This window comes from Chryseobacterium sp. II3a, from assembly GCF_057815135.1.
Genome location: NZ_JBYPZJ010000006.1, coordinates 251,694 through 264,170 on the forward strand (window position 1 = coordinate 251,694; position 12,477 = coordinate 264,170).

Annotated in this window: 14 protein-coding genes; 6 read left to right on the top strand and 8 right to left on the bottom strand. The window is 35.7% G+C overall.

Features of this window, described 5'->3' with window-relative positions:
- Window positions 1–84 precede the first annotated feature (84 nt).
- From AC3HD6_RS16075 to AC3HD6_RS16095, 5 genes are all read left to right on the top strand, one after another.
- Entirely contained in the window at window positions 85–1,134 is a 1,050-nt protein-coding gene (locus tag AC3HD6_RS16075) for a glucokinase (protein WP_488897245.1), read from the top strand.
- A 143-nt stretch (window positions 1,135–1,277) separates the two neighbouring features.
- A complete protein-coding gene (locus AC3HD6_RS16080; protein WP_488897246.1) occupies window positions 1,278–1,844 on the top strand; it encodes a YceI family protein in 567 nt (188 codons plus the stop codon).
- Window positions 1,845–1,922: 78 nt separating this feature from the next.
- The gene (locus AC3HD6_RS16085; protein ID WP_488897247.1) at window positions 1,923–2,549 is read left to right on the top strand and encodes a YceI family protein; all 627 of its coding nucleotides are present in this window, start codon (window positions 1,923–1,925) and stop codon (window positions 2,547–2,549) included.
- Window positions 2,550–2,737: 188 nt separating this feature from the next.
- A complete protein-coding gene (locus tag AC3HD6_RS16090; protein WP_488897248.1) occupies window positions 2,738–3,406 on the top strand; it encodes an alpha/beta hydrolase in 669 nt (222 codons plus the stop codon).
- Between the two features lie 83 nt (window positions 3,407–3,489).
- Entirely contained in the window at window positions 3,490–4,833 is a 1,344-nt protein-coding gene (locus tag AC3HD6_RS16095) for an ammonium transporter (RefSeq protein WP_488897249.1), read from the top strand.
- Between the two features lie 16 nt (window positions 4,834–4,849).
- On the opposite strand, the gene AC3HD6_RS16100 is transcribed toward AC3HD6_RS16095, so the two are convergent.
- Together AC3HD6_RS16100 and AC3HD6_RS16105 are read right to left on the bottom strand one after the other, a co-directional pair.
- Complete coding sequence (locus tag AC3HD6_RS16100) at window positions 4,850–5,473, bottom strand: FMN-dependent NADH-azoreductase (RefSeq protein WP_488897250.1); 624 nt, start codon at window positions 5,471–5,473, stop codon at window positions 4,850–4,852.
- A gap of 60 nt (window positions 5,474–5,533) precedes the next feature.
- Window positions 5,534–6,112, bottom strand: a complete 579-nt coding sequence (locus AC3HD6_RS16105; RefSeq protein WP_488897251.1) for a Crp/Fnr family transcriptional regulator — start codon at window positions 6,110–6,112, stop codon at window positions 5,534–5,536.
- A 152-nt stretch (window positions 6,113–6,264) separates the two neighbouring features.
- Between AC3HD6_RS16105 and AC3HD6_RS16110 the strand changes: the two genes are divergently transcribed.
- Window positions 6,265–7,683 (top strand): L-serine ammonia-lyase, encoded by a 1,419-nt coding sequence (locus tag AC3HD6_RS16110; RefSeq protein WP_488897252.1) that lies wholly within the window; start codon window positions 6,265–6,267, stop codon window positions 7,681–7,683.
- A gap of 115 nt (window positions 7,684–7,798) precedes the next feature.
- Here AC3HD6_RS16110 and AC3HD6_RS16115 read toward each other — a convergent pair whose 3' ends face one another.
- The 6 genes from AC3HD6_RS16115 to AC3HD6_RS16140 all read right to left on the bottom strand — a co-directional run bounded on the left by AC3HD6_RS16115 (window position 7,799) and on the right by AC3HD6_RS16140 (window position 12,473).
- Window positions 7,799–9,451, bottom strand: coding sequence for a serine hydrolase domain-containing protein (locus AC3HD6_RS16115; protein ID WP_488897253.1), 1,653 nt, complete (start codon window positions 9,449–9,451; stop codon window positions 7,799–7,801).
- Window positions 9,452–9,457: 6 nt separating this feature from the next.
- Window positions 9,458–10,039, bottom strand: coding sequence for a YIP1 family protein (locus AC3HD6_RS16120; protein ID WP_488897254.1), 582 nt, complete (start codon window positions 10,037–10,039; stop codon window positions 9,458–9,460).
- 32 nt (window positions 10,040–10,071) lie between these two features.
- Window positions 10,072–10,344: a DUF2089 family protein gene (locus tag AC3HD6_RS16125; protein WP_488897255.1), complete on the bottom strand. Its 273-nt coding sequence runs from the start codon at window positions 10,342–10,344 to the stop codon at window positions 10,072–10,074.
- A 164-nt stretch (window positions 10,345–10,508) separates the two neighbouring features.
- Window positions 10,509–11,351, bottom strand: a complete 843-nt coding sequence (locus AC3HD6_RS16130; protein WP_488897256.1) for a prephenate dehydrogenase — start codon at window positions 11,349–11,351, stop codon at window positions 10,509–10,511.
- Window positions 11,352–11,518: 167 nt separating this feature from the next.
- On the bottom strand, window positions 11,519–11,962 hold the full coding sequence (locus AC3HD6_RS16135; RefSeq protein ID WP_488897257.1) for a DUF5991 domain-containing protein: 444 nt from the start codon (window positions 11,960–11,962) through the stop codon (window positions 11,519–11,521).
- Window positions 11,963–11,978: 16 nt separating this feature from the next.
- Window positions 11,979–12,473 (bottom strand): hypothetical protein, encoded by a 495-nt coding sequence (locus AC3HD6_RS16140; protein WP_488897258.1) that lies wholly within the window; start codon window positions 12,471–12,473, stop codon window positions 11,979–11,981.
- Between the last annotated feature and the right edge of the window lie 4 nt (window positions 12,474–12,477).

Genomic DNA, 12,477 nt, shown 5'->3' on the forward strand with positions numbered 1-12,477 from the left:
AACCTTTTCACGAAAGTGGAAAGGTTTTTTTGTTCTGTGCAGGATTTACGAAAACAATTGTTATATTTGGTAAAATTTGAGGTTATGATTCTGAATCCAAAATTTCCACTTTATTTACCAGGAGTAGAGAACAATAATAATGATAATGTTTCTATCATTGGAGCAAGTCTCCGTGAAGATATGACAATCTTAGGCTATTTTGTTTCCGGTAACGGAGGTCTTGAGATTAAATTACAAAATACGTATGCTACCAAGGAATATACTTCTTTTAACGATATCTTAAAGAAGTTTATTCAGGATAATCAGCTGGAAAATGTAAAACGTCTGGGAATGGCTGTGCCAGGACCTGTAATTGACGGAAAAAGCAGCCCTGCAAGATTGGGCTGGAACTTAGATATTGAAGAATATAAAAGAGATTTCGGTTTTGAAAAGGTAGAGATGCTGAATGACCTGGAAGCTTCCGCTTATGGAATGGCTCTTCTAGAAGATGATGATCTTGAAGCGATTTATACCAGCGGTCATCTTGAAAAAGGAAATGTAGCGATCCTTGCTCCAGGAAATGGATTGGGAGAAGCCGGATATTTCTTTGACGGGAAAAACCTAAGACCTTTCGCTACAGAAGGAGGACATTCTGAATTCTCACCAAGAACGAATGTTGAGGTGGAATTTTACCAGTTCCTTAATAATATCTATGGTATTGTAAGCTGGGAAAATGTACTCTCCAAATCAGGATTATTCAATATTTATCGTTTCTTAAGAGATGTAAAAAGGCATCCTGAACCAGAATGGTTAGGAGAACGTCTTGCGAATGGTAATTTTGTTGAAGAACTTTACAGAGCTGCCGTAGAAGATAATGTATTGATCTGTAAAATTGCGCTGGACACTTTCCTGGAATTCCTGGCAAGAGAAGCCAATAACTTAACCTTAAAGGTAAAAGCTACCGGAGGATTACTGATCGCCGGAGATATTCCTCAGATGGTAAGAGAATATATTGATAAAGATAAGTTCTACGAAAAATTCAAGATCAGTGATAAAATGGAAGGAATGCTTAAAAATATTCCGATCTATCTGGTCAAGCAAAACCACACCGCATTAAAAGGTATGGCACTGTATACGGCCTACTATCAAGAATAAAAAGTAAAGCTCCGAAGAAATTCGGAGTTTTTTTATGAGATGATATTATTCATAAAAATAATTGAGAATCTTGATATACATCAATGAAATCTATCGGATAAGTTGGCTACCTTTGTTAAACTTAATTAAAATAATTCTAAACAATGAAAAAAATATTTTTACTAGCAGTATTAGCTGGAGGTTTGGCATTTGGACAATCTAAAAAAGTAGTAGCCTCTGATGTTCACTGGTGGGGATATAAAGTGGCAAAATCTGAAGCAAGTTCTCATGACGGAACTGTGAAAGTAAAATCAGGTGATATGGTAATGAAAGGAAACCAGCTTGTGGGAGGAAACTTTGTATTGGATATGACTTCTATCAATGCTACTGACCTTACCGGAGAATATCAGCAAAAATTAAACGGACACCTTAAGAATGGTGACTTCTTTGAAGTTGAAAAATTTCCTACTGCCTCTTTCAAAATTACTGGTGTAAAGAAAAATAATGATAAAGTTTACAACTCTTTAGTAACTGGAAACCTTACTTTGAAAGGAAAAACAAGTGCAGTTACTTTCCCTGCTAAAATTTCTTACAGCAAAGGAGTAGTAAGTTTAGTATCTAACAAATTCTCTTTCGACAGACAAAAATTTGATGTTGCTTATAAATCTACAATGCAGGATGTTTTTGTGAAAGATGATATTGATATGGTAGTAAAGGTGACTGCTCAATAAATTAATCAAAAAAAGATTATTAAAAGTGTAGAAGTTCTACACTTTTTTTTATTTTTGTTGAATTGTAAATAAAAAAGAATGAAAAGATTACTATTGTTTGCTATGGTGTGCGCAAGCATATCATTTGTTTCTGCCCAAAGGAAATTTGATAAAGTTTCGAAAGTAACTTCATCAGAGATCAGGTGGTGGGGATATAAGGTTGTGAAAACTGAGGCTTCCTCCCATTCAGGAACGATAAAATTAAAAAGTGGAAAATTCAACTTTGATCATACGGTTTTGGTAGATGGTGAATTCATCATAGATATGAGAAGTATGATGGCGGGTGATGTTTCTGATGAGGATCAGATCAAACTTACCAATGACCTGAAAAGCACGAACTTCTTTGAAGTAAAGAAATTTCCGGTTGCCAAATTCCATTTGACTAAAATAATTCCTTTAGCAAACAGTGAGTATAACTCTACCGTATATGGAGATCTTACCCTTAAAGGAGTAAGAAAGACCATTACTTTCCCGGCGAATGTATATGTTACCCAGTTTACCGTAGTTATTGAATCTGCGAAGTTCTCTTTGAACAGAAGAGACTTTAAAGTATTCTACCAATCTTCCCTGAAAGATTACTTCATCAAGAACGAAATGGATATTCAGTTTAAAGTATCTACTGAAAAATTGGATAATGAAAACAGAGTTCCTGTAAAGAAGAAATAAAATTAAATAATGTTGATAAGAAAAGCAGCTCATTGGAGCTGCTTTTTTTTGTAGGGAGGTGGGATGGGGATCAGGGATGTATACCTCTAATATATAAGATTTGTCTCCCTATGAGGCTTTAAAAATGATAAAGGTTTTCTCAATCAACTTTTTTACCCCAATAGTAGCTTTTTTTATAAATTAGTAGGATGAAAATTTATGTTGTAAGCGGTCTTGGAGCAGACTTCAAGGTACTTGAAAGACTACAGTTTCCCAAGCATTGTGAACTTGTATTTATAGACTGGCTCATTCCTGAAAAAAATGAACCTTTTCATACCTATGTGGAGAGAATGGCGGAAAAAATAGATACTTCAGAGCCATTTTATCTGTTGGGATACTCTTTTGGGGGCATTATGGTGCAGGAGATTAATCGTTTGAAACCAGCCGAAAAAGTAGTTATTCTGGGAAGTATCAAATCTGATAAAGAAAAATCCAAATTCATAAAAACCGGGGAAGTAACCAAAATCCCTAGAATATTACCTGTAGGGCTATTTAATACAAGGGCAGCCAATGTATATGGAGTGCTCAGGAAATTGTTCGATCCGAAGAATCCAAGAATTCTTCAGTATTTCAGAGTAAGAGATCCTTATTATCTGAAATGGTCTGTAGAAAAGGTTGCAGAGTGGAAATTTGAAGAAAACCCTGAGGTTATTCAGATTCTTGGAGATAAGGATATTGTTTTCCCGATCAGGAATTCAAAACCAGATTATGTAATTAAAGGAGGAACCCATCTGTTTCCGGCTACTAAAGCCAAAGAAGTTTCTAAAATACTGAATGAGATATTTAGTGAAAAAGCAATAATGTTATTAGGTGAATAGTTTTTTTTATGGGGGTGTTTGTTAAATAAATGTATTTTTCATGATATTTATATGTAATTTTGATAGGGTTAAATATAAATTTTATGAAAATAGGTTTGAAGTGGATTATCTCATTTTCTTTGATTGCATTGGTCGCCATTGGAGGATTGTTCTGGACTCCGGTTACAGATATTTCTGATCAAGGAGCATTTTTAACTGAAGATAAAATTGTAGGAGCAGATGTAGCCTGGATTTTGGCTGCTGCAGGGCTTGTGTTGTTGATGACGCCGGGATTATCTTTCTTTTATGGAGGAATGGTAGGACGGAAAAATGTAATTTCTACAATGCTTCAGAGCTTTATTGCTTTAGGAGTGATCTCTATTGTTTGGGTCGTGGTTGGTTTCTCATTATCCTTTGGTGAATCTTTAGGGATTACCATTGGTGGGAAACATTATGGAATTATTGGAAACCCGTTAAGCTATCCTTTTTTTAATGGAGTTGGCAGCCTGCCGCATAGTGTAATGGCACCTACTATTCCCTTTATTCTGTTTGCTTTATTCCAGATGAAATTTGCCGTTATTACTCCTGCAATTATTACAGGGTCTTTTGCAGAGAGAGTTCGCTTCATTTCTTACCTTTTATTCATTGTTTTGTTTAGCATTTGTATTTATACTCCGCTTTGTCACATGGTATGGCATCCTGAAGGCCTTTTAAACAAATATTTTGGAGTGAAAGATTTTGCCGGTGGAACGGTAGTACATATGAGTGCAGGTTTTGCAGCACTTGCCGGTGCATTGGTATTAGGAAAACGGAAAAATCCGCACCATGAACCTTCCAATATTCCGTATGTGCTTCTAGGAACAGGAATGTTGTGGTTTGGATGGTTTGGTTTCAATGCAGGATCTGCTCTAAGTGCTTCTGCTTCTGCAGCCACTGCTTTTGGAACGACTACCATTGCTTCAGCTTCAGCCATGATGACCTGGATTTTCTTTGACAGGATCAATGGGCGAAATGTATCTGCCTTGGGAGCCTGTATTGGTGCAGTGGTAGGTCTTGTAGCAATTACCCCCGGATGCGGATTTGTAAGTATTCAGGAGAGTCTTTTCATAGGATTTATCTCTGCTATTGTTTCTAATCTGATGGTCAACTGGAAAGCTTTAAACAAAATAGATGATACCTTGGATGTTTTTGCCTGTCATGGAGTAGGCGGTATTATGGGAATGATTCTGACCGCTGTTTTTGCTCATGGTGAGAAAGCCAGTCTTCTTCATGGTGGAATTGACGTGTTTCTTCATCACCTGGCTGCATTATTCCTGGTATCCGTGTTTACTTTTTTCGGATCTCTATTGTTATATAAAGTGACCAACATGATTATTACATTAAGGGTCTCGGAGGAATCTGAAAATATGGGGCTGGATCTTTCCCAACATCAGGAACGCTTTAATTGATGAATGAAATAGAGTCTTATTCTATAGATTGAATAGCCTTGAAGATGGTATTTTTTGAATTTTCAAAAATTTCACCTCCAAATTCTTCGTTATCCAATGAAAAGATGGTAATATCCGTGATTCCCATGATTCCTAAAATATGTTTAAGATAGGTCGTCTGAAAATTGAGGTGTCCGTTTTTTTCATTTTCGCCATATCCGGTATCACCACGGCTTGATAATATAAATCCTTTTTTGTTTTCCAGCAATCCCACATAATCGCCATCAGGAACTCCGGATCTGAATTTCCAGGTTTCATTAATTCTCATGATCTGATCTATGTAGGCTTTTAATCCTCCCGGAATAGACCAGTTGTACATCGGGGTTGCAATAACATATATGTCATGTTCTTTGAGTTCGTCTACCAGTTCATCACTTAGCTGTAAAGCTTTCTTATTTTCTTCTGTTCTGTCTGAAGGTTTTTTAAATGCACCGGCAATCCATCGTTCGTCAATATTAGGGATACTATCAATTCCGGTTTCCCTATAGGTGAAGGTGTCTGATGGATATTTGGCTTTCCAGTTTTCAACAAAAAGCTGGGTTAATTTTCTGCTGTAAGATCTTCCGTTTCTTACACTCGTATTGATGATCAGTACTTTCATTTGTTATGATTTTATAACAGCAAAATTCCTGATTATTCATTGGAGAAAAATTGATCTAGTTCAATAGGATTTATTTTTTTTCCTGATTCTGCTGATAAATTCTGCAGATACTCCCAAGTAGGATGCTATTAAATATTGAGGAACTCTGGAAGCTATATCCGGATAGGTCTCAAGAAAATCATAATACTTCTGTTCAGCCTTGTACATATGGTTAAAAACAATTCTTTGTTCAAGAGTTCCTAAATAACCCTCTAAAATAATCCTAAAGTATTTTTCCAAAGAGGGGATTTGTTCCAGCATTTTTTGAAAAGAAGGCTGGCTGATCTGAAGGAGTGTTGTTTTTTCAACGGCCTGTATATTGTAAATAGATACTTTTTGTTTGGAGAAACTGGAGATATCAGTGGCCCACCAGTGGTCAATTGCTAAAAAGAGAATTTCTTCATTTCCATTTTCAGCATTGATGCAAAAAGCCTTTAAAACTCCTGAAATAATATAGCTGTCATGCCGGCAGATCTCTCCGTTTCTTAATAAAAATTCTCCCTTTTCCAATGTTCTTTCTGTCCAAAAGCTTTTACAAAGAGAAACCTCTTCGGAGCTAAGCTTAACATGCTGTGTAATGCTTTTCATTAATGTTTCCATTCTGAAACAGATTAAGATATTGGCTAATTTACAAAAATACAGATTACCCATTTGTTATATTCATGATGAAAGGCTGTTAATTGTGGGATTTTACTATACATATTATAAGATTTATCCTGTATCTTTGCTTTGAGGAAAATGAAGGATCATTTATGGAATCAATATCGGTTTTTGAGATTATTAAAGTAGGGATAGGCCCGTCCAGTTCACATACGATGGGGCCATGGAATGCTGCATCAGCATTTATCAGAATTATAAAAAGGGAAAGATCAATAGAAGAAGTGAAAGAGGTCTTCCTTGAATTCTTTGGTTCATTGGCCAAAACGGGTATAGGACACGGAACAGATATTGCCGGAATGCTTGGCCTGAATGGAGAAGATTATAAGATCATTGATACTACAAAGATTGACGAGAAAATTGATTATATAAAGAGTACTCAAACCATTAATCTTGGAGGGGAAAAGGTGATTCCATTTATTTATGGGCATCATTTGATTCTCAATATGAAAAAATCTCTTGATTTTCATCCAAACGGAATGATTTTCAGAGCTGTTTTTGAGGATGGAACCGAACTTGTTCAGGATTTTTATTCTGTAGGCGGTGGTTTTATTGCCAGTCAGGAGAAAAACTCTATTCAGAAGCAGTGTGTAAGAACATTATACCCTTGTCACAAGGCTTCAGATATTGCAAAATACTGTGAAAAACTAGGGCTTAAAAAGATGTCTGATTTAATTTTTATTAATGAAGAAAGCTGGAGAACCCAAGAAGAAACAAAAGCAGAAGCATTGTATATCTGGCAGCAGATCAAAGAATGTATTTATAAAGGCGTTAATAAGGAAGGAATTCTTCCCGGTGGATTAAATGTTTCCAGAAGAGCCGCAGGAATCAATAGAAAATTACTGGGAGATAAGATCTATAAAAATAAGGATGAATGGTTCCAGCAGGTTGTTGATGCGGAAGAAAACTTTACCAATATCAATAAATGGATTGCCTGTTTTGCATTGGCCGTAAATGAAGAGAATGCCAGCTTTGGAAGAATCATTACAGCACCTACTAATGGTGCCAGCGGGGTAATCCCGGCGGTTCTGATGTATTCTCAGGCTTTTACAGATTCTATCAGTGAAGATGATATTATACGTTTCCTATTGGTGGCTGGAGAAATTGGTACTTTATTTAAGAAAAATGCAACAATCTCTGCAGCAATGGGAGGGTGTCAGGCTGAAATTGGAGTTTCCTCTGCGATGGCAGCAGCCGGACTTACCGAAATTTTGGGCGGAAGTGTAGGACAGGTATTGATGGCCGCAGAAATTGCAATGGAGCATCATCTTGGCTTAACTTGTGACCCTATCAGAGGACTAGTACAAATTCCATGTATTGAAAGGAATACAATGGGAGCGATGAAAGCAATCACAGCTGCTAATATTGCCTTGGAAAGTGATCCTACCAAAGCAAAAGTAACTTTAGATGAGGTGATTCAAACAATGTGGGAGACCGCTCTTTCCATGAGTGACCGTTTTAAAGAAACTTCTGAAGGAGGATTGGCGATTGCTGTGAATGTTCCGGAATGTTAGTACAGATTATTCTTAAAAATATAAAAATCCTTAGATATGTCTAAGGATTTTTTTGTTGACCACCTCTCCAGAGGATGGGAATGGTTACGTCTTCAATTGTGGTATTAATGAGAGGTTATTTGTTGGAGACATTTTTGTTGAATAAATAGGTTTTTCCGCCTTGTGTTAGATGAAGTTGATTATTTTCAGGAATGAAGGTGAGTTTTATCCCTGCATTTTCAAAGACAAATTGATGTTTTTCTACAACAGTGAGTGGAAATTCAGCCTGATTGGTTCCCTGGGCATATAAAGAACCTTCTTTGATAAATATTTTTAAGCTTAAATCAATATCTTTTGAGGTGTAATCTCCTGCATATTTTTCAAGATCAGCAACAGGAATGCTTGTATTATTAAATGTAGGATATTGGTAATCTCTGTTATATATCAGGTTCATAATGGCAATATAAAAGTTGTTATGAGGAAAATTTTGACCATTAATGGTAACAGCATAAGACAATTGATCTGTAGGTTCAAAAGTGAGTATAGAATGACTTCCTGCTGTATCTCCTCCATGTCCGTAGGAAATAATATTATAGAATGGTACTTTCATGATTCCCGGACCAAATACTCTTTCTTTTTTATTGGAAATCATCATGTCAAGAGTTTCTTTTTTGATGAACTTACCGTTGAATAGAGCATTGATAAAGATGTTAAGGTCTTCAGGGGTAGAAGTGATGTCTCCGAGTCCTATACAATTATGAAAATCAAAATCTTTTATTGCGGTCCAGATTCCTTTTTTTAATTCATAAGATTTAAAGATATTTTTTGTGTTGTCGAGTACAGAATAGGTATGAGGCATAGCCGCTTTTTCCAGAATATTTTCCTTTAAAATTTCATTATAAGGCTTTTCATGGATCTTTTCCAATATTCTGCTTAATAGGAAATAGGCTGAGTTGGAATATTTTAGTTTTTCTCCGGGATTAGATTTTACCCCGTCTTTTTTAATCACTTCGATAATCGCTCTATCACCTACAGCTTTTCCAAAAAGCCAGTTATCTTTAATAGATTCTCCAACATAATCTCCCAGTCCGCTGGTATGATTCAGCATTGTTTGGATGGTGATCTTTTTAGCATTGGGAATCTCAGGATAGAACTTTGAAAGCGGATCAGCAAGGTCTAATTTCCCTTTTTCTATTAGCTGAAAAAGCATTACTGCTGTGATGAGTTTACTAATGGAGCCTATCTGATACCCGGTATTTTGGTCATAGGTAGTATTTACGGGCAGAAGATTCTGGCCAAAATCTCTTTTATAGATTGGGCTTCCGTTTCTGAAAATGGCAATACTTCCGATTTCCTGATTATTTTGAACCATATAATCCAGAAAATCATCGATTTTTTTTGTATTAATTGGTTTTCCATTTAGGTAAGAAACATCGGAAGTTTCCGGTTTGACATCTCTATAAAGGTTTAAAGTCATCGTTTTGCCATTCTGAATCAGAGTTCCTTCAAAATGATCCGTTTTGTAGGTTCCTTTATAGCCTGCATGTATACTGCCTATTTCAAGGATGAGTTCATTGTTCTTGAAATCTGTTTTATCTGTAGGGATTTCTTTAGAACTTTGTTTGGGACTTATCAGCGTAGTAGTATAGCCATCTGTTTTTTTAGATATTTTAAAAATGACAGGCAATTTCATCGTTTGTACGTCCAATTCTCCGTTCCATGTTCCTTCAATTTGGGCATGACAAAGCTGTGCCAGGCATGCCAGCACTAATAATAATTTGATTTTCATGATATTTTAAATGATTTTATTAATGAGAATTTGACAGACTAAAGTATTGACCAATGAGACCATGCAAAAGAGTACAATATGCTGCCACTTTTTGATATTGGTTGCTGTTTTAAATCCGTTATAGAAAAGAGTAATGCTATAGATGAGTGTGGTAATAGAAAAAATTGTCATGGAAATCATAATCACAAAATCCAGAAAGGGAAATACACCTGAGGGATCAGACTGATACTTGATGACATTTTTCCCAGCCAGTTTAATGGATGGTATTTTTCCGATGCATTGAAAAAGAATCAGTACAAATTGGGAGATTAAAACGGTATTGACAATATCAATGATCCTTGTTTTGCTGTTTAGGATTTTACCTAGAACGAAAAGAACAACAATAGCAACAATGAAGCTTAATAGAGTAGAGATTGCAATGATAGATAATGAAACATTTTCTACAGAGCTTATTTTGTAGATACTCGTGAAAGTACTTCCTGTCCAATATCCTGCAGCAATAGAAAGAATAACAGCAAGTATTCCGGTAAGGAGAAGTAGTTTTTCATCAAACCTTTCAAACGGATTAAAAACGGTTTTCCAGTTCATAATAGATTGAGTTTACAGATTATTAATAGGTTTTATTGGTTGTTTTTTAGTTGTTCAACCTTTTTAATCAGGTCATCCATTTTATTTCTCATTGTCGGATAGGATAAGCCTGCCTGTTTGGCCATTTCTTTAATACTTCCACTGGACAGGAAAAAATTCAAGACAAAATCCTGCTCATCACGATTCAACTTTAGAAGAACCGGAAGTTCATAATCTCCGCTTACCTCTGTTTTGCAACTGGGACATTTCATTTGGCTTACATTAAGAGTATGATCACAGCTTGGGCAGATTATCGGTAACTTCATTGAATTTATTTTTTACGAAAGTAATATAATTTTTAATAAAGTTAAAATGTTTTTTAATTTTATTAAAAAAAATATTTTAAAAATAATCAATAAAATAACCACAAAAAATTATTTTGTGGTTATTTTATTGATTTATGACAATAGATGATTTGATTATCAGTGTTTTATCTTAATATTCCTCTGATTCTATTGGCATTGGTAATTAATTCTTCCAGGTATTCATAGTTTTCTTTTTCTAAAGCTGATTTGAATTTTCTGAGCTGAGTGATATGTTCGTTCAATACATCCAGTACATTTTCTTTGTTTTGTTTAAAGATCGGAACCCACATTTCAGGATGGGATTTCGCAAGACGTACGGTACTGGAGAATCCGGAACTGGCAAGCTGGAAGATCGTTTCTTCTTCACGTTCCTTTTCCAGAACGGTATTGGCAAGAGCATACGATGTGATATGGGAGATATGGGAAATGTATGCTGTATGAATATCATGATCTTCTGCATTCATATAGATGGGATGCATTTCAAGAGCATTAACAATACCTTCAACGAGGCTGAGTGCATCTTCAGCAGATTCTTCTTTGTTGCAGATCACTCCCGCTTTGCCTGAGAAACTTTCAGCAATGGCAGATTTAGGTCCATTGTTTTCAGTACCCCACATCGGGTGGAAGGCTACAAATCTTGAACGTTTCGGATGGTTTTTCACAGCTCCTACAATTCCGGCCTTTGTAGAACCTGCATCCATAATAGTTTGGTGATCTGAAACAAGGTCCAGTACACTAGGAAGCAGCTTTCTGGCAGCATCTACAGGTATAGCAAGGATAATAAGGTCTGAATCTTTGATTCCTTTTTCCAGGTCTGCCCCCGCATCAATTATTTTTAAATCTAATGCCTCGTTGATATGTTGTTTATTGTTATCAATTCCGTAGATGAAGCTGGCGATGTTTTTCTCTCTTAATTTCAAGGCCATTGAACCTCCGATTAATCCTACTCCAATAATACTTATTTTCATCTTTTTAAATTTTTTTAAATAAAAAAACCTCGTCCTAGGACGAGGTTTTAAGTTATGTTCATAAGAATCCCTATCCCAGATCTGAGTTAAAAATTCTATAATAATATGTTCCGTTATTAAAATTCACAAAGCGAAATTATAAAATATTTTTCAAAGTTGATTACTTTTTATGATTTCTTTTTGAGAAGAATTGGAGTATTGTACTGCCAATGCTTGTTGGGAACCACTTTGCTTTGGAGAAAATATTTTCCATCTTTTCGGAATACAACAGCTAAGGTATCAGTAGGAGCGTGGTTACTCATTGGGTTACCTTCAATCTGTCTCATGTATTTTACAGTAATCTGTTTTTCATTTCCACTGATGCTGCAAATATCTGTGAAGAAGGTTTTGTAGCCAAGTCCCCAAAAAGTACAGCTGTCTTTGAGAATAGTGAGACCATAATCCAATGTCATTTCTGCGTTTTCATCCAGTTTCCCAAAATCATGAGAGATAGAATAGTCTCCTTTCCACTGTTTATGCAGGGGAGAACCGGAATCTTTTGCAGTTTCCTCCGGCAGGCTTGTACAGGAGGTAATACACATAACGGTAAGGATAAAAAAAACTTTTTTCATTATATCGGGACTGGCCTTAATCGGCACTATGAATGATGGTTCTTTTTACATTTTCTCCTTTCTGTTCCAATTCAAGGGTAGTAACACCACCTGCAAATAAAAATTCAATTTCAACTTTATTTGGAGATACTTTGTAACTTATCGTTTCCAGTCCATCCTGATGAATTTCTTTTTCACTGCTTTGTTTAGGCAATTCTGTAAGGAGTAATTCTGCTTTTTCTACTTCTTTTTCTTTAATGGTTTTCTGGTAAACCTCTTTCATTGTATTTTTAGGGAAAATACATTCCTGCTGCGTTTCATATTCGACTGTCTTTTCTGTACATTCTTTCAGGGTAGGAATGATCTTGTTATCTTCTACGGACTTTTCTTCAACAGCTTTTTCTTCTATAGAAGCTTTTGCAATAGTGCTGTCTTTCTTTATAGGCCCAGTTTCTTTGACCGTTTGTTTTGGATCGTTTTTACATCCTGTGATCAGAAATAAAGTAATGGTGATTATGCTTATCTTTTTCATTAAT